The organism is Breznakiella homolactica (assembly GCF_016616095.2).
Classification (GTDB): Bacteria; Spirochaetota; Spirochaetia; order Treponematales; family Breznakiellaceae; genus Breznakiella; species Breznakiella homolactica.
The window spans coordinates 153178-174927 of sequence record NZ_CP067089.2; the positions used below are offsets into that span (position 1 = coordinate 153178).

Sequence of the window (21750 nt, forward strand, 5' to 3'; positions counted from 1 at the left end):
GGATTACAGAAGGCTCACGGGATCCACATCAACCTCGAGGTAGACCCGTGAATCCTTATTTTTTTCGTACCGTTCCAGGGCGGTCCGTGCCGCCCGGTGGAGGGCTCCCATGTTTTTACCACGCAGTATAAGCTGCCGGCGGTGATTTCCGGCGATAACGCCGATGGGGCACTCCGCGGGACCAAGCATGTCCCCGTTTTTCGGGACCAGAGGCCCGAGAACCGCTGCGAGCCGCCTGACCGCCCGGTCCGCCCGGTCCGCTTCCTTGGACCGCAGGGTAAAACGGATCAGCCGCGTATGAGGCGGGAATCCGAGAACTTCACGCTGGGAAATTTCAGCTTCAAAAAAACCATCCACATCCAATGCGCAGGCCCTGACTATGGCGGGGTCATGGGGCCGCATGGTCTGGACAATAACCTTTCCGTCCGGGAAATACCGTCCCGCCCGGCCGGCGACCTGAACAATCAGGGAGAAGGTCCGCTCCGCCGCCCGGAAGTCAGGAAGGTGCAGTCCCGTATCGGCCATCACCACCCCCACGAGGCGGACCCCGGGGAAATTGAGGCCCTTGGCAACCATCTGGGTTCCCAGGAGTATATCGATACCCCCGGCCCGGAATATATCCAGGGTTTCCTTGAGACTGTCCTTGGCCCCGGTGGTGTCCGCGTCGGCCCGGCGGATCCGGAGATCCGGGAACGTCCGGCGGACTTCTTCTTCGATCATTTCCGTCCCGAATCCCGTAAAACCCGCTTCCAGGGAGCCGCATTCCGGGCAGGCTCCGGGGGGCGTTACAGAATAGCCGCAGTAATGGCATACCGCCCGGCCCTTGCTTTTATGGTACGTCAAAGAAACCGAACAGTTGCGGCAGGTAAGTTCGAAGCCGCAGCTTTTGCAGTGGTAAAAATACGCAAACCCCCGGCGGTTGAGAAAGAGAATCGTCTGCCTTCCCATCCGGGCGGTATTGAGTATTTCATCTTTCAGGAATGAACTGAGACAGCCGTCGGTATTTTCCAGGCTCACCGGAATAATTTCCGGGGGGCTGCCCCCGGAGAGCCGGCGGGTCAGGTTGAGCCGGCGTATGGCCCCCTCATTCATCAGCTTCCAGGCTTCCACCGACGGTGTAGCCGATCCCATGACAAGTTTTGCCCCGGCGGCGGAACAGCGCCGCATGGCGACCTGCCGCGCGTGGTAGCGCGGGGTGTTGCCGGATTTGTAGGAACCGTCGTGTTCCTCATCAATGATGACGAGTCCCAGATTCCTGACCGGCGCGAAAACCGCGCTCCTGGGGCCGACAACGATGCGTATTTCACCCCTGCGGATCCTGACCCATTCGGCCAGCCGCGCGCTGGGGGTCATTCCCGAGTGGATGGTACAGGCCACCGCCCCGAACCGCCGGCCGATGGCTTCCGCGGTCTGGTGGGTCAGGGATATCTCCGGTACCAGATACAGTACGGATTTATCGTCCCTGAGCATGGCCTCCGCCGCCCTGAGGAAGACTTCGGTTTTCCCCGAACCGGTGATGCCGTAGAGATAAAACATTTCCGGGGGCGGAAGGGAAGGGGGATTACGTATATCATCTCCGGCTGATTCCTGCCGCCGGGGCGGCGCCGGGGACGAGCCGAGGATCGCCTCCAGGGCGCTCCGCTGCTCCTCCGATAGGTGGAGGCCCGGCTCGGTGATCTCAGGTTCATCATCGGAAAACGAAGCGTAGCCCGTGGAACGCCGTCCCGACGGCACCATGGCGGCCAGGGCTTCGCCGGCTCCGCAGAGGTAGTATCCGGCCATCCAGAATGCCAGGGCCGCTTCCCCATCCTCAAAAACCGGCTCCTTGTCCACCACCCGGCGGATTTGTTTGATATTCGGCTCCGGAACTCCCGGGGGAGGTTCCTTCCGTTCGGCGATTACGTAGCCGAGGGCCTCCCGCCGGCCGAAGGGGGCCATAACCCGTTTGCCGGGACAGGCTTCGTTTTTCGCGTCCTTCCGGTAACTGAAGACCTGGTTGAGGGGAACATCAAAAACCACATCAACATAGGGATTTTCCTGAACATCGGCGGATTCTGCGTCCATTGATTACGGCGCTCCGCCGCTTTCCCGGGCGTAGGTTTCGTCCAGTTCGCACAGTTTTGTCCGGAGCGTTTTGAGGTCCTCCCATGCGGGCCGTTTGAGGGATTCATCCCGGAGCAGCGCGCTTGGGTGGTAGCTGGGAAGCAGGGGAATCCCCCGGTATTCGGTAAAGCGCCCCCGCAGCCTGCCGATGCCTTCGGAGGTTGCCAGAAGGGTCTGGGTCGGAACCCTTCCGATGCTGAAAATTACCCGGGGGTTAAGGAGCGCGATCTGCCGGGCCAGAAACCCCGCGCAGGCGGCACTTTCGTCCGGCAGAGGATCCCGGTTATTCGGAGGGCGGCATTTTACCACATTGGCGATAAAGCAGTTCTTGTCTCTGAAGAGTCCAATGGAAGCGAGCATCCGGTCCAGAAGCTGGCCCGCTTTTCCCACAAAAGGCCGGCCCGTGGCGTCTTCGTCGGCCCCCGGACCTTCGCCGATGACCATCACCAGGGGTTTTTCCGGTCCTTCGCCGGGGACCGCGTTGGTCCGTTCCTGTGAAAGGCCGCAGCCCTGACAGGCGGTGATCTCCGCGGCGACACGTTCCAGGGAATCCCCGGCGGCAACCGGTGCCGCGGGTTCCCGCAGTCCGCCGGCATCTCCATCGGTGAATTCATAGGGGCCATGGTCCCTCCGGTAGCCGTCCCGGAGGTAATCTCCGGCCAGGTCGAGAAACGCTGCGAGGGACTGTTTTTCTTCTGCGGTCATAGATACATTGAAACGCAAGCGGCTCAAGAGTTCAAGGGGGGAGCACAGGGTTGTATATGCAGCAAGCATATAGGAAAACCGTATCTGCGGGTCCTGTCGGATAAAAATGGGAATGGCTCCTCGTCGGCCTGCGGCCTAGAAAGTCGCTCATTCCCATTTTTATCCACCACCCGGCGTTACCCTTACACCTAAGTACTTGCTGCCTCTACTTGCCGGGTACCATCTTTTCTGGCGGGCTGCTCCCCCTGGCTCCAGCCTTGCCGAACCATCTGTGGAGTTTTGCTCCGCAAAACTCTAAAAGACTTGTTGTCAGGATCGGCAAGTCTTACGCCACCCCCACTTCTGGTTCCCGGGTAAGTGGCGGATCGTATCCTATGTTGTAACACTTAAATATATCTACCGTTAGGTATAGAAGCTTTCGAAATGGTTATTGCCGCTGATTCAGATCTCCGCGGAGGCGGGGCCGAGTTTTATGTTTCCCGCAGCCGCCATACGGTCGCCCATGACCGCCAGCGCGCCCAGGGGGCGCAGTTCCCCGGATGCTTCCATCAGACCGTTCACTGCCGGGGCCAGATCCTCCCGGTATTTCAGCCGGTTTCCCAAAGCCGTGGCCCAGGCATCCGCCGCCGCCGCGTCCCGGGCAATGACCACCGCGGCGTCGGCTTTCCCGTAGCTTAATGACGGACCCACGGTGCCGGAAGAACAGGCAATCCCGCAGGGGCCCATGGAGGGGTCAATGGTAATACTGAATTTTCCCGAAAGGGATGACAGTCCGGCGTATACCGAAAGGGAAAGGGGCTCCGCCAGGGAAACCCAGAGATCCCCGCCGTTTTCAACGATTGTTTCCCGGAATCCGAAGCGGTCCGCCAGGCCGCGGCCGATGGCTTCCGCGATGGCTCCCGCCACGGCGGCCATGGGCCCCACCGCGGCGGCGGCCCCGGCGTTCAGCATGGACAATACCGCCGGCGGCGCCGAAGGATCCGCCGGCAGCGGTTCCAGGGCTCCGGTGAAATCCCGGTGCTCCGCGGCATAAGCCTGTATGTCCCGCCGTACCGCCCGGAGCAGTGCCTCCGCGGCGGAAGCGACTTCCCGGATGTCCGGGCCGCCGCCGGCGGTATTCCAGCCTATCCAAAGGTCCGATTCCTCCTCCCGCAGGGTAAAGGAATAAAAGCGGCCGCCGCCGAGCCGTTCCCGGTAAAACCGGTCCCGGTACACCGGTTACTCCCCGAAGTCGAGGCAGTAACAGCCGAAGGGGCAGGCCTTTACACAGTTTCCGCAGGCGACACACTTATCCCGGTCAACCATAATTTTCCAGTCTCCCCGGTCCATGGTGATGGCGTCGGAAAAACAGACCCCGGAACACGCTCCGCAGTCCACACAAAGTTCTTCCGCCCAGGTAAGGCGTTTCGCCGCGTTGACGCAGCTTACGCCCAGGGATTTGAGCCACTTCAGGGCCCGGGCAAGGTCATGGGGATTCTCCGCGTCGAATTCAACCAGGAGATTCCCTTCCATCCCCGGGGATATGGACGCCTTGAGAATATTCACCTTTATATTGAAGTCCTTGACCAGTTTCCAGAGTATGGGCTCGGAAACCGTGTCCGAGGCGTAACCCAGTACGAATTTTTCACTCATCCCTTTTTCCTCCGGTGTTTTACAATGGTCAGCCCCTGTACGGACGAATGTTCGGGGAAACTCCGGGCCGGCGGAGCGATGGGGAATTCGCCCGCGAGAACCTGTGTTTTCAGGGTCTCCGCCAGGATCCTGGCTTTCCGGAAGCTCGACAGCGGAGCGGTCCGTACTTTTTTGCCTTTCATTTCAATGGAACCGGACATGAGGTCCCGGTAATTTGCGGTGAACAACCCCGGATGGCCGTCTGCGCCGTAATCGCAGACCGTGGTTTCAATTTCCTCGTTCCGCACCGAAACGTGCCGGGCCATATCCTCATCCAGCACGGGAATGGCGAAGCCGATTCCCAGGTACAGGGTGGTGCCGTATTTGTGGTAATACGCCGCCCGGAGCCATTCGGGGGTCATTTCCCGGGCGTTGCCGACAAGCATCAGGGTCCCTGCGTTGGAGAGGGGAATCCCCGCTTTGTTCCGGGGTTTTTCCGTATTGAACTGGGTCCCGTTCCACGCCACGGACCCGATGGTCCCGCCGATAAATACCGGGGAGCCGATGCCGATGGTTCTGAACCAGGGATCATTCAAAAGCGGGGAGAGGCAGCCCGAGGTTGAATAGTTGATATTCAGGAACGACGGAAGCAGGGTCCCCATGTAGGTGTACAGGGTCCGGTGGGTCGAATTGCCGGCCGCCGGATAGTTCTGGTAGGCGTTCCGGGGATTGGTCAGAATCATTTCGTTGACCCGGTCCTTGTGAACCCAGGTTTCAATATCCCGGCGGGGGTAGCAGTCCGTTCCCTTGCCGTGGGCCTTGAGGAAAACCTCCTCACCGGAAACAAGCCGTTCGATTATGTGGGCTCCGCCAAAATCAGGATAATCGGGATGCACCTCGGTGGCTCCGATATAGGCGTCCACCGCGGCGATTCCGCCGAAAACCGGGACATCATCCAGGGTCAGTTTTTCCATGCGTATGGGCGGTTCGGGGTGGCCGAAGTTGATAAACATCCCCGACGAACACATGGCGCCGAAGGTGCCGGTGGTTACCACATCCACTGTTTTCGCTATTTCCCCGGGGCTTTTTTCCCGGGACATTTCCGCGGCTTCCTCCGCGGTGATCACCACGGCGCTGCCCTGGGCTATCTTTTTGTTGATTTCTTCCCAGCTTTTCTTATGTTCCTTCATGGATCCTCCCCATGGCATTATGTATGGCTGTTACCGCCCGTTCCCGGTCTTCCCGGCGGACAATCACGTAGACCGCCACCGGACTTGCCCCGGCCTGGACCAGGATTATATTAACCGCCGCGTCGGCCAGGGCGCCGAGGATACGGCTGCCGACCCCGACGGAATCCCGGATACCCGATCCTACCGCCGCCACCATGGCGCAGTCGTCCAGTGCCTCCACGGAAACGACGCCGCTGATGGATTCCGATTTTACCACCGCCAGGGCTTTTTCGGTATCCCCGCGCCGGAAAATCAGGTTGATGCAGGTCTGGGCTGTGATGACACTCGAAATATTGACCCCCGCGGCATCGAGTTTGCCCGTGGCCCGGGCAAGGATGCCCGGCCGGGAACCCACGCCGGGGCCTTCTATCCGGATTATGCCCACATCATCCGATGATGCGACGCTTTTGATAATCCGCTGCCTGTGACCGGACCCGCTCTCAGCGGCTTCATCCGCGCCTGCTGCGATTGTACCTTTTTCCGGGCCCACTATGGAATAGGGGTGTATTTCCCCGGCGAACTTTTCGACATTCATGACCCGTACGGGAATGGCCGTATCCTCCAGGGGTTCTACGGTTCTGGGATGCAGAATTTTAGCGCCGAAATAGGCGAGTTCCGCCGCCTCCGCGTAGCTGAGGTAGGGTATGGTCCGGGATGTGCCGGTAATCCGGGGGTCCGATGAAAGGAATCCGTCCACATCCTTCCACAGATCGAGGCTGGGTGCCCCGATCGCGCGGGCCGTCACCGCGGCGGTATAATCCGAACCGCCTCTCCCGAAGACCGCGGTTCCGCCGTCACCGGTGGTCCCGTAAAAGCCAGGGACCACAAAGGTAAAATCACCGGACAAGGCTTCCCGTATCCGGGGAGCCGAATAGTCCATGTCCGCGCTGGCATTGCCGAACCTGCCGTCGGTCATGAGGCCGATCCGTTCCGGGAGGGCTTCCCGGGCAGCAAGCCCGGAGGCTTCCAGCACCGCGGTCAGTATGGGCGCCGACAGCCGTTCGCCGTAGCTGAGAATCGTATCCCGGGTAAAATCGGGAACCGCCCCGATGTAATGGATGCCCGTAAGCAGGCGTTCCAGGGAAGCCATACGGCCCTCAATGACGGCGGCGGTATTTTCCGCGGTATCCCGGCCGGCGATGGTTTGCTCAATAACACCGCAGTGCCTCTTACGGATCAGGGCCATGGCCTCCTTGATCCCGTCTAGGGAAACCAGGGCTTCCCCGATGGCGCCGGTGAGAAGGTCGGTTACTCCGTAAAAAGCCGAAACCACCACCACCAGATTCTGTCTGTACGCCCCCGCCACCGCCGCGGAGCGTTTAATATCCCCGGGGGTTTTGAGGTTTGATCCGCCGAATTTAACGACAATTTTTCCCATACCGCAAGTTTACCCGGTAACGGTTTCCTGTGCAATTACGGAGAATGGAACTGCATTCGGAGGTTTCTAAAAATAAAACAAAAAAACTTGACAAACACCAAAATAGGTTTACAATAAGTTTACTAGTAAATCAAATAAACAAAGAAGAAGGTTTACGCCATGGGGTACGTTACCACGAAAGCGCTGGCGGAATACGTCGGCGTTTCAAAAATGACCATATCCCTGTATCTCCGGGATCCTTCAACAAAACGCATCAGCCGGGCGGTAAAGGATAAAATCGACACCGCCATGAAGGATCTGGATTACACCCCCTCACTGAAAACCCAGTTCAGCCAGGGAGGCAGAACCAATATCATCGCGGTCCTGATGCCATTCGATAATCCTATATTCAAATATGAACAGGTCAACGAGATCCTGAGCGGGTTCCAAAGCACGCTTTTCCAGAAATCCTACAGCCTCATATTCCTCAAAGTCGGCACCGAAAACGGGATACCCGTTATCGACAAACAGATGATACTCCAGTGTATGAGCTTCGACGGAGTCGTGTTTTTCGGAACCCGGTATACCCGGTACGAAAAAATGGACGACCTCTTCAACAAACTTAAGAATTATAAGATTCCCTTTGTTGTGGTGAACATGCCCGAGATTCCTCTCAATGTAAATCAGGTCGTCTTCCGGAACGACGATTCCTGCGCCCCGATTGAATACCTGTTTTCCCTGGGGCACCGGAAAATTGTTTTTATGGGCGGGCCCGCGGATTCGTATCAGACCACACAGGCTCTGGATGAATACAAGGATGTCCATAAAAGGTGGAAATGCAAAATAGACCGGAACTATATCCTCAACGGCGGATTCGAAAATTCCGGGGCGTACGAAGCCCTGGAGCGGTTTATAAAAAAGGGTCTTGAATTTTCGGCAATCTACAGCCTTTCAATGCAGATGACCGCGGGGTGCTATAAAAAACTGAAGGAGCACAGTCTGCGGATTCCCCAGGATGTTTCGGTCCTCGGCTACGGGGATCCTTACTTTTCCGAACTCCTGGAACCGGCGCTTTCGGTGGTGCACCTTCCCCTGGAGGATGTCGGCAAGCGGGCCGCGCTGCTGCTCATAGACTGTATCGGAAATTCCCAGAACGGGGTCAGGGAAAAAATTTATCTCCAGAACAGCATGGTCATCCGGCGTTCGACAGCGGTGGTAAAGAAAAGAAAAACACCGTAATCCTTCTGTGTTTCTTAATCGGCGGATCGTTCCGCTGAACAATAATAAGGAGTTGTTATGAAGAAAACAGTTTCGTTGTTGCTTGTATTTGTTTTCTTGACGGCTGCGGTATGGAATGTTGCCGCAGGTGGCGGATCGGAAAAAGGGAGCGGCCAGAAAGTCGTGCTTGAGTTCCCTACCTGGCAGGCGGAGGAGGGGGGCTTCGCGGTCTTCTGGAAGGAAATGATCGAGCAGTTTGAAAGCAGCCATCCGAATGTAACGGTTGAAATTTCCCAGATTCCCTTCAACCAGTTTACGGATACCCTGATTACCCGTTTCAGCGCGGGGGACGCTCCCGAGATTGTCCATATCGCGTCACGGTTTTTCGATCAGTTCGCCTCACAGGGCTGGTTCGCGTCCCTGGACGCGGATTTCGCGAAAACCGACATCCTCCAGAACTGGACCGCCCTCCAGAAAACCATGATGTACAACGGCGAGAACCAGGGACTGCTCGTTATGGGTTACGGATTTGTTATGTACTATAACGAAAAAATCCTCAGCGAAGCCGGCGTAAAGGTTCCCACAAACCGGAATGAGCTGATCGCGGCGATCAGGGCCGTGGAAGCGCTCCAGGGCGATTACAACGCCTACGGCATCACGACCCAGCAGCATTCGAACGTTTACCAGGATTTCTCCAACTTTGTCGTTGGGAACGGCGGAACCCTTATTAAGGATGGAAAATACAATTTCAGCGATCCCAAGGTTCTGCAGGCCGCCGAAGATTACCGGTTTGTTTCAAATTACGCTCCCAAGGGGAATTCCACCGAGATGGTCCGCCAGCTTTTTATTGACGGAAAGATCGCCATGCTCATCGACGGCCCCTTTGTCGCTCCCCTGCTTGACAGCGCCGACCCCGCTCTTAAGCCCTTCCTGAAAATGGCCCGGCCTCCCTTCCAGGTAGTGCCCGGAACAATCAGCAACAGTCTCCATATTTCCAGCGATCTGAAGGGAGAAAAAAGAGACCTGGTATTTGAATTCATCAAACAGGTGGCGGAACCGGCGAACCAGATCCGGTATTCGGAACTGACCCTTTCTCCGGCCGGCCGCAGCGCCATCGCGAAGGATATCACCGATCCCGCGCTTAAGATCTCCAACGGTCTCGCGGCGGAAGCGGTAAGTATTCTTCCCGATTCTGCGAACCTGATGATCAACTACACCAAGTATACCAACACGGTTATCAACTCGATGCTTAAGCTGCAGACATCCCCCGCGTCGGTTACGACACAGTCCATTCTTTCGGAACTCGAAAGCAACCTTATTAAAGAAAAACTGGAGCCCTAGTATGATACATCCCCGGGTCAGAAAGTCATTGCTTTCCTACGGTTTATTGATGCCCGCGTTTATTGTCAGTACGGCGCTGATCGTGTTTCCTCTTATTGTCACCTTCAGCAACAGTCTCAAACCCGGCGCTTCGATGAACTTCTCGAAAAACTGGGCGATTCCGTACAGCTTCAGCCGGTATAAGGAAGTAATAACCGATGCCCGGACATGGATGGTCATGCTCAGGTCTTTTGTGTATCTGTTCGGAAGTTTGTTCCCTTCGTATCTCCTGGGCCTTGCCACGGCGCTGCTGCTGAACAGGAAGTTTCCGGGACGAAGGGTCTTCCGGACTCTGGCAATTCTGCCCTGGGCCATACCCGGGGTAGTGGCCAGTATCATGTTCGTCTGGATGTTTGATTCAACCTACGGCGTGATGAATTTTATCCTGACCAAGCTCCGGATCATTGATGAGTATAAACTGTGGTTCTACGATCCGAGTCTGGTCATGTTTTCGGTCATACTCCCGACAATATGGAAGGGGTATCCCTTCTTTACCATATCAATCCTGGCGTCCCTCCAGTCCATTTCTCTCGATTACTATGAGGCCGCGGAAGTGGACGGCTGCGGGGCCATCCGAAAATTCCTGCACATCACCTGGCCCGGTATCAAGGAAACCTCAGTACTGTCGCTTATACTGAACGGTCTGTGGTCGTTCCGGGTATTCGATATCATTTACTCCACCACCAAGGGCGGCCCCAACGAGGCGACCACCACCATCGCTATCCAGATTTACAATGAGGCTTTCCAGTATTTCGATATCAACAAGGCATCGATTCTCGGGGTGCTGGCGTTTTTCGTAAGTGCAATTATTGTCTTCATTTTTTATCCTATCATGAACAAGGAGACCCAGCTGTGAAATCGAAGCGCCTCAACAATATAATTCTTACGGCACTGCTGGTGATTTTAGTAGTGATTCTCCTTTTCCCGATTTACTGGACCTTCAATTCTTCGGTTTCAACACCTCAAAAAATTCTGTCAAAGAACCCGCCCCTGATTCCCAGGGACATGACCTTCAAGGCGTACGAAGAGGTTATTGAACGGAAGCCGATCATGCTTTGGTTTTTCAATACGATTTTTATTTCCATGGGCGCCACCATATTCAGCCTGGCCTGTTCGCTCCTGGCCGGCTACAGTCTTTCACGGTACAAAACCCACGGACAGCAGCTCATGGGATACGTGCTGCTTCTCAGCCGCATGCTTCCGGGAACCCTGCTGGTGATTCCGATATACATGGTCTTCTCCCGGATGAAACTGATAAACACCTACCAGTCATTGATAATAATGAATCTCGTCAATATCATTCCCTTTGCAACCTGGATGATGAAGGGGTTCTTCGACAGTATTCCCAAACAGATTGAAGAAGCCGCCCATATTGACGGCTGCAGCTGGTTTACGTCGTTCGTCCGCATTACCATGCCCCTGACTTTGCCGGGCATCGCGGCGGTGACGATTTATTCCCTGATTCTCTGCTGGAACGAATTCCTGTACGCCCGGACCCTGGCGTACAATCAGTCAAAATGGGTTTTTACCGTGGGACTGGCTTCGTTTATCGGAGAACATTCAATAAACTGGAGCCAGATAATGGCCGGGGGCATACTGTTTATCCTTCCGCTGATTATCTTTTTCATCCTCCTGGAACCATTCCTGGTAAGCGGAATGGCGTCGGGATCCGTAAAGGGGTAGTTTTTATAATGCCCGCCGGGGCATATAGTATAGAATAAGCCGCGGAATAATCCCGCGGGTGCTAGGAGAAAAACATGAAGATCACCGTAGACTTTGCGGTAGTCGGCGGAGGGCAGGCAGGGATGTGCGCCGCCATCGCCGCCGCCCAGGAAGGGGCGAAGGTCGCCCTGATCCAGGACCGTTCCATGCTTGGCGGGAACGCCAGCTCCCAGGGTTTCGTTCCCGGACACGGGGCGGAGGCAATGGCCCACAACAGGAATTGCCGTGACAGCGGACTCATTGAAGCCATGCGGCTTGACTATTACCTGACCTATTCTCCCTATTCCGACAGCCGGAGTTACTGGGATCTTATTCTCGATAAATACTGTGAAAAAGAAAAGAACCTTACGGTTCTGTATAATACCCGGGTAATTGACTGCCATACCGAAAATAACAGGATTACCGGTGTCCGGGGTATCAATCTCTGGACCGAAGAAACCTACGATATTGAAGCGGATTATTTCATGGATGATACCGGCGACGGCTGGCTCGCGGCCAAGGCCGGAGCATCCTTCCGGTTCGGCCGCGAGGCAAAAAGCGAATTCAACGAGCAGGTTTTCGGGAAAGACAAAGCCGATTCCCAGACCCTGGGCTGCTCGATTTACGGATTCGCCATGAAGCGGGATTACCCCGTTCCCTTTAAGCGGCCTGACTGGGCGGTGGAGTACAAGGACTGCCAGTCCCTGGCGCACCGGCCCCACGATTATTCCCACTTGTTTCCCACCATCACCAGCAGCAAAGACCAGCGGACCATCCAGTTTTTCTGGTGGCTGGAATGGGGCGGTCAGCTGAATGTCATAAAGGACGCGGAGAAGATATACAAACACCTGCTGGCGGAACTGTTCGGTCTGTGGGATCACCTGAAAAACACCTGCACCGATGAAACCCGGAAAGCCCTGGAATGTTTTGAGCTGACATCCTGGTCGGCTTTCCCCCTCAAACGGGAAAGCCGCCGTATCATGGGTGATTATATTCTGAATGAAAATGATCTTTTTTACCCGAAACTATTCGAGGACCGGATCGGATTCGGCGGCTGGCCCCTGGACGACCATCCGCCCAACGGCATTGAGTCCCATGAACCGGGCTGCGACCAGGTGTTCCTCTATGAACCTTACAGCATTCCCTACCGCTGCTGCTACAGCAAGGATATAGACAACCTCTTTATCGGCGGCCGATGCATAAGTGTCACCCACGCGGCCCTGGCCTCCGTGCGGGTGATGAATACCCTTGCCATCCTCGGTGAAGCCGTCGGAACCGCCGCTGCTCTCTGCAGTACCCGCGGCTGCAGTCCCCGGGAACTCGGGCAAAACCACATCGGTGAGCTGCAGACCAGGATCCTCGACAGGGATCTGTATCTTATTGGTATGAAAAATACCAACCCCCTGAACAAAGCCCAAAGATCAACGGTGGCTGTTTCCTCGGAACGCACTTTGAAGGGCGTCGGGGATTTCCAGGATGAAGCGGAACTTCGCTGGGATACGGCCCTGCAGATTCCCGTCAGTACCGGCAGTGTTGACGTTTTATCGGTGTTCCTCAATTCCAGGAAAGACGGGGCGGAGATAGAATGGGAAATTTACCGTTCCGCGGCATTGGGCAATGTTGAAGGATCCCCTGCGGCCTCCGGTAAATTTGTAGCCCGGGAAGGAAAGGTGTGGTATACTATTTCTCCGGGGGATCTTGAATTTTCCTATGGCGATATACTGACCCTGGTGCTGAAAGCCCAGCCGGATGTTTCCTGGCTTTACGGGCCCGAAGCGTACCAGACCCGGTGGGGGGTTAAGTTTACCGGCGGCGGCGATGCGGCGGTGTACCATGGCAGGGCGCGGATGGCGCCCAGCGGCAGGGAATGGACCTTTATAAACCATAACGGCAGGCTGCCGGTGACCCTTGCCGGCTGGCTTGAGGGAAAGGCCGGTAAGAATATCCATGGAAAGCTCTTTGTCACCCCCTGTTTCAAAATTGAGCCGGAACAGAAACCTTACGGAGGCGAAAATCTTATCAACGGTGTGACCCGCTCCGAAAGCTGGCCCAACATATGGATAAGCGGTTCCGGTAAAAACCAAAGCGCTGAACTGCGGTGGAATCAGGATGAGGAAATTAGCCGGGTCGAAATTATTTTCGATACCCAGCTTGACTATTCGGACCAGAAATACGGATTTCCCCGGGGTGCGGAGGACAATACCATGCCGGCGGTAATCGGGGAAACGGTGAAGGACTTCTCGGTTGAATACTTTGACGGCCAAGGCTGGAATGTATTCGCCCAGTGCTCCGGCAACATTTACCGGCGCTGGAAACATGAGCTTGATACACCGGTAAAAACAAAGGCGATTCGTTTTACCGCCCGCGATACCTGGGGAAGTCCCTATGTTGGTGTCTACGAGATAAAAGTTTATTAAGGAGTTTTGCTATGGAAGGAACCATGAAGGGTGCGTATCTTCCCGGAAACAGTACGGCGGTGCTTAAGGACTGCCCTATTCCGACTCCGGGCTGGGGCCAGGTACTGGTCAAGACAAAATCGTCAACCATCTGCGGCAGCGACATCCGCTGCATCTACCGGGAACACGTCGGGAAAGGCCCCGAGGGATACCAGAATGTAATTGCCGGCCATGAGCCCTGCGGGCAGGTGGTTGAGGAAGGGCCCGGCGTCCGCCGCTTCAAAAAAGGATCCCGGGTTATTGTGTACCATATCAGCGGCTGCGGTGTCTGCCATGACTGCCGGATGGGGTATATGATTTCCTGTTCGTCCCCCCTGCGGGCTGCGTACGGATGGCAGCGGGACGGCGGGATGGCGGAATATATTCTCTGTGACGAAAAAGATCTTGTGGAGCTGCCCGATGAACTGACCTATACCGACGGCGCCCAGGTTGCCTGCGGGTTCGGTACGGTGTATGAAGCCATCGAGAAAGTCGGCGTCAGCGGAAACGATGCGGTCCTCGTGGTCGGTCTCGGACCTGTGGGGCTGGCAACGCTGATGCTGTGCCGCGTTCTGGGCGCGCAGAAACTGATCGGTATTGAAGGAATCCCCGAGCGTATTGAGCTGGCGAAAAAGCTTAATCTCGTTGACCATGTTCTGAGTCCCTCCGAATCGAATCCCGATGAGGTAAAAGCGCTCACCGGCGGCAAGGGAGTGGAACGCTCCTTTGACTGTTCCGCCAGTGACCCCGGCAGGGCCACGGCCATCCGCGCCGCCCGCCAGTGGGGCAAGATAGCCTTTGTCGGCGAAGGCGGTACGGTTCATTTTAATCCGAGCCCGGACATTATCCACGACCAGAAGATCATCTACGGCAGCTGGGTAACAAGCATCTGGCGCATGGAGGATTTGGTGGAACGCCTCGTCCGGTGGAATATCCATCCCGAAGATCTTGTAACCCACCGTTTCTCTCTGGATAACGTCGCGGACGCGTATACGCTGATGGAAAAAGGGACCTGCGGAAAGGTCGCGGTCTGTTTTGATGAGGAACTGAAATAGACCCATTTACATGGAACAGCAATAAAAAGACCGGCGTATGCCGGTCTTTTTTTGTTTCGCCGGAACTATTGCGGCAATTCCGATCTGCACTGTTCCACAAACTCCAGGGGGAACATGGTCTTTTCGGCGGTTTGTTCCGCGCTCATGCCGGAACGCAGGTACCGTTTGACCACAACCGTCATTTCTTCGCTGACTTCAATAACATGACGGTCGGGATCGAAAAAGCGGATTACCCGCTGGCCCCAGGGAAATTCCCGCACTTCATGGAGTTTTTCAATGGTCCCCCAGGCATTGAGTTTTTCGGTAAATGCGTCGAGATCCGCGACTTCAAAATACAGCTGACTCGAGAGGCCGCCGAACCGTATTTCTCCGGGGGCTTTTCCGATAAACCCGGCCCAGGTTTCCAGGGTCTGCAGGGCGATGCCGCTTTTCATGGAAACATTGGCTCCGAGATCCATAACAATTTCCTGATCCAGAAGACCGGTATAAAATTTCTTGGATCTTTCCGTATCCTGTACTACAAGCAACGTTGACATATAACGCATGGAAACTCCTTTTTATTTTTTATGCCGCCGGCGGTTATAATGTTTTTACCTGTTCCAGCTTCAGCACTAAGTTGATTGAGCCTTCTCCGGTCACAGCGTTTTCCGCGCCGTGGCTGTAGAGCATAAAACCTTTGTCACCAAAGGACGCACCGGCGTTGGGGTGGTCCGCGTCTTTTACCGCGTGCAGCACCCGTCCAATGATCAGGGCGCTGATCCCCTGGCCGGAAAGGTCCGTCACCGAGTGCAGTCTGCATTCGTATGTGAGAAACGCCTCGGCAATTCTCGGCGCGCTGACGGTTTCGGCATTCTCCGGATGGAGCCCAACGGCGGTGACTTCATCAACATCCTCGCCGAGATTTATTGTGGCCATGCATGCGTCAATATAAGCAGGATCGAGAAAGTTGATGCAGAATTCCCGGTCCCGGAGGATATTGGCGTAAGTGTGGCTTCCCTGCAGGAGTCCGCTGAGGACCGCGAAAAAGCCGCCGCCGTCTCCGGAGAAGGTACTCCAGGCGTGGAAACAGGCGTTGGGTTCCCCGTTTTCCTTAACCGTTGTTATAAGAAAAAGAACTCCCGGCACTCCCGCGGCGTATTCCAGGTGGGAAAAATATTTGTACTGGCCGGGCCAGTCTTCCTGTAAATGCTCCGGCCTTTCGGCCCCGAAACCGGTCTTCATGACGGTAACCCCTTCGCTGGTTGGTGTACCGCCATGGTATCCTATAGCTTGAATTTTTCCTTGTAGAAATCGGACATGGATGCCAGGTATTGTGTGGGGCTCACCCCGCAGATGGCTTTGAAATCATGGTTGAAATGGGCCTGATCGTAGTATCCGGCGGCGGCGGCAATTTCAGTAAAGGATGCGCCGGGATTGATCCTGCGGAGGGTTTTGTTTATCCGCAGTACCCGGGTACAGGTTTTGATCCCGACACCCAGGGATGATCTGAAAAGCCGGCTGAGGTGGCGTTCGCTGTAGCCGCTCTGTTCGGCGATTTGCCGCACCGAAGGAATTTCCCCCCGGAGCAGGAGCGAAAGCATGGCTGCCGGTTCGGGCTTTTCTGCCTGCCCCAGATTTTTAAGCAGAAGACTGTCCATCCTGCAAAGCAGGGAAGGGAGGTCTTCTTCTCCCTCAAGGATAGCTTTTATACTGCGGTACAGCCGGGGGAGCACCGTGTCCGCGGAAAAAACCGAATCCGTAAATTCATCCATGGGAAGTCCCGTTAAACAAAAAGCTCCGCCGGGCTGGAATTCAATAAAAAAACGGACCGGCGCCGTATCGAAATCGCGGCCCACCAAAGCGGTTTCCGTGGTGGCGCCCCAGAAACGGCAGGGAAGGGAATTTTCCATGGAAAAAACGAGGCATCCGCTCAGATCCGGCATGAGGCGCAGCTTCCGGCTGTCCCGTTCCGGCAGGCCGGCGGCGGGAAAGGTAATGGTATAATGGGCAACGAAAGCCCGCAGCAGCGGGTGCGGGGCAATATACAGATGGTTCCGGGTTCTTTCCAAAACCCGTCCGGGATCGATCCGGCTGAACTGCGGAATCCATTTATCCATGACTGTACAGCTTAGCCGCTGATACCGGCTCTGTTATTTTCCCGCAACCTGGGCCGCGGCCTGGGTTCCCGCAACACGGCCAAAGATAACCGCCGCCGCGTAGGCCCCGTCGATGGTATTGGTAACCTCTCCGGCGGCGTACAGGTTCGGCACAACGGTGCCGTTTTCATAAAGTACCTGGGCTTTTTCATTGGCCATAACACCGCCCTTGGTCATGTGGACCACCGGACGCACCGGAAGCGCGTAGTAGGGCGGGGTAAGCTGCCGCATGGACGCGGGGTTCCTTCCGGCGGGATCGCTTCCCTGTCCCCGGGCCGCCCGGTTATAGGACTCCAGCGCGGCGGTCAGATTGGTCTGGTCAACCTTCATGGCGGCGGCCAGTTCGGCGGGATTATTCCCGGTTACGCCGAATCCCTTTTCAATCTGGGTCCTGATCCGCGCCCCGGCTTTTTTGGCCTGTTCATCAAAAACATACCAGGCCATTTTTTCCGGCTGCGCCCATATTGCCCGGTCGATGCCGGAACTTCTTTCATTGACGAACCGTTTGCCCTCGGTGTTGATGAGAATCATTTCGGTGCCCGGTTCGGTTGAGCTCGAAAGATCCCGGCTTGGTATAAGGGTATAGCTGAAGATGCTGAGCCGGTCCATATTGGCCATGGCAATTCCGTATTTTTCAAAAACAGGAATAAAATCCCCGGTATTGCTGATCTGGTTGCTGGTGGGGTAATCCGCCACATCCGGCCGGTACCGCTTAAGCAGTTCCTGGTTCGCCGCGAATCCGCCGGTGGCAATGATGATGGTATCCGCGTAAATACTGTAGCTTTCGTTTTTATGCTGCACCGTGACGCCCTTGGCGGCCCGGTCTTCCATGATCAGATCCGTGCCTTTGGTTCCGGTGCGGACGTCGATACCGAGTGCGGCGATTTCCCGCTCCAGGGCATCCTGAATGTATTCGCCGGCGTATTCGGTCTCACCCTTCATGTGGCCGCGTTTGCCGTCGAGCAGGAATTCCAGCTTTACCCCCATCTGGCGGAGCCAGGCGTCGGTGGTGGCTGACCAGTCCGCGAAAACCCTGAGGCGTTCCGGTGTATCCAGCCCTGAAGTCCTCGCCATAAGTTCACCGTAAAATTTGTCCGCGGAATCCTCAAAGCCGTATTTTTTCTGGGTCTCCGTGTCGGCGAGGTCGAAAAAGTTGCGGTCGTATTTTCCGTTGCCGCTGAGAATATCCAGCTTTTCCACCACGATGACCTTGGCGCCGGCCCGGCCTGCTTCTATGGCCGCGGAAAGTCCCGCGGGGCCGCCGCCGACTATGAGTACTTCGGTGGAAACATTTTTAAGGGTCACCGGTTTTTCCTCCGGGCCCCTGGTCATAAAGGTAACGCTGCCGAAATCCTTTCCCGTTTTTTTTGCCGCGTCGGCCACCGCCGCTTTTATCCCGAAGGATGTAAAGGACGCGCCGGACACGCTGTCCACCACGGGACTGTTCGCTTCCAGTATCCGTTCCTTAAGGACGGGGAGGGCCCGCCGGAGGATAAAACCCGTGTCTTTGGATGACAGGACTTCAAAATCCTTGATACGGTTCCCCTGCATGGTAAGGGAAACCTCAATGGGGCCGTTAAAACCCGTTCCTGTCCCGGTGTAGGTTTCTGTTCCGCCGCTTTTTTCCGCGGTGGAGGTGCACGCTGCTATCGCCAGTCCCGCCGCCAGGACCGCAAGGATCCGGATCTTTTTCATTGCCTCGCTCCTTTCCGTTCTGATTCTACGGTACTATGATATACATAAAATAAAACCGCGGGAAGGGGCGCCGGAAATCTATTCTATTGTTCCGTGTTCTCTCACGAATTTCAGGAAGTCTTCGCTTTTAAGGGATTTGCTGAAATAAAATCCCTGGTAGTAGCGGCATCCCAGTTCCTCAAGAATGTCGATCTGCTCAATTTCTTCTACCCCTTCGGCGATTACCTTGACATTAAGCTCGCTGCAGAGGGTAATAATTGACTGAACAATCTGTCTGCGGTCCTTGTCGCGGGCAATGTCGCTGACCAGCGCCCGGTCGATTTTAACGATACTGGCGTAGGAGTCTACAAGGTAGAGCAGGGAACTGTGGCCCATACCGAAATCATCAATAGAGATATCGATACCCATAGCCCGTATCTGCTCAAGTTTTGTTCTTGAGAGAACATTGGGATCAACCGCTGCGTTTTCCGTCAATTCAAGTTCCATGTACTTGGGGTCAATGTTATTGGACGTGATGCAGTTCTGGATGGTTTGAATCAGGTGCTCGTCTTCCTGGAGCTGCTTCGGGTTGAGGTTCGCCGAGACACTGATGGTGGTAAAGCCTTCCTTATTCCATTCCGCCAGATCCTTAAACGCCTGATTGATACACCATGAACCGAGTTTGTTCATGAGCCCGACGTCCTCGGCCAGGGAAAGAATTACCAGCGGCGAGATGTTTCCATAGAATGGATGATTGCACCGGAGCAGCGCCTCGGCGCCGAGAACCCGTTTGTTGTAATCCACTTTGGGCTGGTATTCAATATGGAGCAGCTTCGCGCTCCCCAAGAGGTCCTGTTTTATTTCCTCCGCCAGTTCCCGGCCCAGAGCGCCTACCTCATCGTACCGGGTTAGGATCACATTCTTTTTTATTTCCGTGACGTTCTGAATCTCCGTGTTCAGCTGCTTCATAACCACGAGGCGCCGTTTATCCTGGTCCTTCTGCTGCATCCGTATAAACGGAATATAGCCTGTGATGGAAATCGTGAGGTTGATCCCCTGGAGCACGGCTCCGGCGATGGACCCGGTGCTCAGGTACCCCGAGAGGAAGACCGGTGTTGTCCAGCCGACGTCATTGACCATGGGCGGTACGATTCCGGTCCAGAAAGCGAAATACGAAATCGCGCTGATTACAACGGGGATTGTGATAAAGGGAATCAGGTAATAGGGGCTGAATATCACCGGAAGCCCGAATATGATGGATTCATTTATATTGAATAAACCCGGAAACAGGGATGATTTTGCCAGGAGATTTTCGTTGTGTTTCCTTCCCACCAGAAGCAGCGCGATAAGCAGACCGAAGGTAGCTCCGGCTCCGCCGAGGTGCACAAAGGTATCCAGCATACGCTTCATGAAAATTTCTCCGGTGCCGCCCGCCCGGCTTCCGATTTCGATTACAATATCCGGAATGGCATCCATGACAAAGTTGCCGCCGTGTATACCGATAAGCCAGAAAAGGTGGGTTATGACCACCAGGATCAGCACCGAAAGGTAATTGCTTTGGGAAAGCAGAAATCCGTAGAAGTGGGAGGGAAACCGTCCGATAAAATCCCAAATGCCGGTAGCGTTGAGGACCGCTTCCGCCAGAGTAAACGTCAGGATAGTCAGGAACGCGGGAAGGATCACCCGGAAGGTGAGACGGACAAAGATATTGCCGTTGTAGTTAAGGGGATTTACCGGAACAAGCCGGTCCCTGAGGCGGTACAGAAAAAGGAACAGCCGGGTTCCCAGCACCGCCACCAGCAGGGTGACAAACAGGGCCGTGCTTCCGGCATTCGGCAGCGATACAATGGCTTCTGATTCGTGTATAAAGGCGATATATGAGGAAAAGACCGTTACAATTACGCTGATGGGGCTTACTTCCCCGGACTTAATCAGTTCGTGTTCGCTGGCTACGGCAAAGCTGACCGTTATAAGGGCGGTGATAGCCATTACCTGCAGGGTTCCCTGGTGGATGGCCAGGGCAATTTCCCTCCACCGGATACTCAGGGAACGGTCGAGAAAGTCCTGTACCGCGGGAATCGGAAAATTGAGGATCGCCAGTACCATTGAACCAATAATAAGAAAGGGCGTTATATATAACAGTCCCGTCCGTATGGACTTGATGACCGGCTGGTTGGCCAGAGCAAACATTGTACCGGAAAGTCTTTTTACCATGGTTGGGGCGCAGTCTCCTCTACCGGCCGGAACTTTTTTCCGAAGGTTCCGGCCGTTCATGCAGCAGAAAAAATTTAACGATAAAAGCCGCTGGGTTTTTTCAAAACCACGGACTTTCCTGTTCAATGACAGTAACTTAATTAAGTATAGTACTGGATTTGGAAAGATTCCACAAACTGCGGGGTATGAAGTTGATTTTTTTAGGCAGGATCATGACAGGATCAGTTTTTTTCCATGAGAAAGGGCTTTTTCCGCCAAATCCCGGAGCGCTTCCTCAGACGGCGGCGGATGTTGATTCCAGAGCGGATCAATGCAGTTTCCCGGTATGAATTTTCGCAGATACCAGGGTGATTCATCCGTAAGGGGCGCCAAACCGGCAATATCATCTTCCTGGAAAAAACCGGCGGGCAGGGCAAGGCTCCGGAATTCATGGTCAATTCCGGAATCCCGGAGCAGGGCCGCGGTTTTTTTCAGCATTTCCCCGGGGCCTGGTTCCGGGAAAGCGGCTCCCGGAGGCAGGAGCTGTCCGTAGCGGCCGGGAGACAGTTTGAGATCCAGGGCGATAAAATCCGGCCGGGTTTCCCTCCGGGACAGCAATTTCTCCAGAACGTTGGGACAGAGTCCGTTGGTATCGAGTTTAACCAGGAGATTCATTTTTTTGATGCGTTCGATCAGGGCGGGCAGGCTGGCGCAGAGGGTCGGCTCCCCGCCGCTCAGCACAACGCCGCCCAATACGGAAGACCGTTTCTCGATATGTTCGAGAACCGTATCGAGGCCGGTCATCCCGCCGGTATCGGCCTCATCGGGAACGACCAGCCCCCGGTTGTGGCACCAGGGGCACCGCAGGTTGCATCCCGGAAAGAAAATAACCGCCGCCAGTTTTCCCGGATAATCAATGAGGCTGGTTTTCCTGAAAGCGACCCGCGGCGCCAT

The 21750-nt window shown here is 55.5% G+C and carries 18 protein-coding genes; 6 read left to right on the forward strand and 12 right to left on the reverse strand.

Features of this window, described 5'->3' with window-relative positions; all coding sequences use genetic code 11:
• Positions 1-3: 3 nt before the first annotated feature.
• From priA to JFL75_RS00745, 6 genes are all read right to left on the reverse strand, one after another.
• A complete protein-coding gene (gene priA, locus JFL75_RS00720) occupies positions 4-2064 on the reverse strand; it encodes a replication restart helicase PriA (protein ID WP_215624792.1) in 2061 nt (686 codons plus the stop codon).
• A gap of 3 nt (positions 2065-2067) precedes the next feature.
• Positions 2068-2808, reverse strand: coding sequence for a uracil-DNA glycosylase (locus JFL75_RS00725; protein WP_215624793.1), 741 nt, complete (start codon positions 2806-2808; stop codon positions 2068-2070).
• Between the two features lie 441 nt (positions 2809-3249).
• Positions 3250-4023 carry a UPF0280 family protein gene (locus JFL75_RS00730; protein ID WP_215624794.1) on the reverse strand — a complete coding sequence of 258 codons (774 nt, stop codon included), beginning with the start codon at positions 4021-4023 and terminating at the stop codon, positions 3250-3252.
• A 3-nt stretch (positions 4024-4026) separates the two neighbouring features.
• Positions 4027-4440 carry an NIL domain-containing protein gene (locus JFL75_RS00735; protein ID WP_215624795.1) on the reverse strand — a complete coding sequence of 138 codons (414 nt, stop codon included), beginning with the start codon at positions 4438-4440 and terminating at the stop codon, positions 4027-4029.
• Positions 4437-5609, reverse strand: coding sequence for a homocysteine biosynthesis protein (locus JFL75_RS00740; protein ID WP_215624796.1), 1173 nt, complete (start codon positions 5607-5609; stop codon positions 4437-4439). Before JFL75_RS00740 ends, JFL75_RS00735 begins: the two co-directional genes overlap by 4 nt.
• The gene (locus JFL75_RS00745; protein ID WP_215624797.1) at positions 5596-7026 is read right to left on the reverse strand and encodes an aspartate kinase; all 1431 of its coding nucleotides are present in this window, start codon (positions 7024-7026) and stop codon (positions 5596-5598) included. Before JFL75_RS00745 ends, JFL75_RS00740 begins: the two co-directional genes overlap by 14 nt.
• A gap of 159 nt (positions 7027-7185) precedes the next feature.
• On the opposite strand from JFL75_RS00745, the gene JFL75_RS00750 reads away from it, so the two are divergent.
• The 6 genes from JFL75_RS00750 (at position 7186) to JFL75_RS00775 (ending at position 14794) form a co-directional block, all read left to right on the forward strand.
• Positions 7186-8244 carry a LacI family DNA-binding transcriptional regulator gene (locus JFL75_RS00750; protein WP_215624798.1) on the forward strand — a complete coding sequence of 353 codons (1059 nt, stop codon included), beginning with the start codon at positions 7186-7188 and terminating at the stop codon, positions 8242-8244.
• A 57-nt stretch (positions 8245-8301) separates the two neighbouring features.
• Positions 8302-9564, forward strand: a complete 1263-nt coding sequence (locus tag JFL75_RS00755) for an ABC transporter substrate-binding protein (protein ID WP_215624799.1) — start codon at positions 8302-8304, stop codon at positions 9562-9564.
• Between the two features lies 1 nt (position 9565).
• Positions 9566-10459 (forward strand): carbohydrate ABC transporter permease, encoded by an 894-nt coding sequence (locus tag JFL75_RS00760; protein ID WP_215624800.1) that lies wholly within the window; start codon positions 9566-9568, stop codon positions 10457-10459.
• Positions 10456-11286: a carbohydrate ABC transporter permease gene (locus JFL75_RS00765; RefSeq protein WP_215624801.1), complete on the forward strand. Its 831-nt coding sequence runs from the start codon at positions 10456-10458 to the stop codon at positions 11284-11286. Before JFL75_RS00760 ends, JFL75_RS00765 begins: the two co-directional genes overlap by 4 nt.
• Before the next feature lie 74 nt (positions 11287-11360).
• Positions 11361-13721: an FAD-dependent oxidoreductase gene (locus JFL75_RS00770; RefSeq protein WP_215624802.1), complete on the forward strand. Its 2361-nt coding sequence runs from the start codon at positions 11361-11363 to the stop codon at positions 13719-13721.
• A gap of 11 nt (positions 13722-13732) precedes the next feature.
• Positions 13733-14794, forward strand: coding sequence for a zinc-dependent alcohol dehydrogenase family protein (locus tag JFL75_RS00775; protein ID WP_215624803.1), 1062 nt, complete (start codon positions 13733-13735; stop codon positions 14792-14794).
• Between the two features lie 65 nt (positions 14795-14859).
• On the opposite strand, the gene JFL75_RS00780 is transcribed toward JFL75_RS00775, so the two are convergent.
• From JFL75_RS00780 to JFL75_RS00805, 6 genes are all read right to left on the reverse strand, one after another.
• Entirely contained in the window at positions 14860-15330 is a 471-nt protein-coding gene (locus JFL75_RS00780; RefSeq protein WP_215624804.1) for a VOC family protein, read from the reverse strand.
• Between the two features lie 43 nt (positions 15331-15373).
• The gene (locus tag JFL75_RS00785) at positions 15374-16015 is read right to left on the reverse strand and encodes a flavin reductase family protein (protein WP_215624805.1); all 642 of its coding nucleotides are present in this window, start codon (positions 16013-16015) and stop codon (positions 15374-15376) included.
• A gap of 41 nt (positions 16016-16056) precedes the next feature.
• The gene (locus tag JFL75_RS00790; protein ID WP_215624806.1) at positions 16057-16890 is read right to left on the reverse strand and encodes a helix-turn-helix domain-containing protein; all 834 of its coding nucleotides are present in this window, start codon (positions 16888-16890) and stop codon (positions 16057-16059) included.
• 33 nt (positions 16891-16923) lie between these two features.
• Positions 16924-18624: an FAD-dependent oxidoreductase gene (locus tag JFL75_RS00795; protein ID WP_215624807.1), complete on the reverse strand. Its 1701-nt coding sequence runs from the start codon at positions 18622-18624 to the stop codon at positions 16924-16926.
• Between the two features lie 78 nt (positions 18625-18702).
• The gene (locus tag JFL75_RS00800; RefSeq protein ID WP_215624808.1) at positions 18703-20817 is read right to left on the reverse strand and encodes an EAL domain-containing protein; all 2115 of its coding nucleotides are present in this window, start codon (positions 20815-20817) and stop codon (positions 18703-18705) included.
• A gap of 210 nt (positions 20818-21027) precedes the next feature.
• Positions 21028-21750: an anaerobic ribonucleoside-triphosphate reductase activating protein gene (locus tag JFL75_RS00805; protein ID WP_215624809.1), complete on the reverse strand. Its 723-nt coding sequence runs from the start codon at positions 21748-21750 to the stop codon at positions 21028-21030.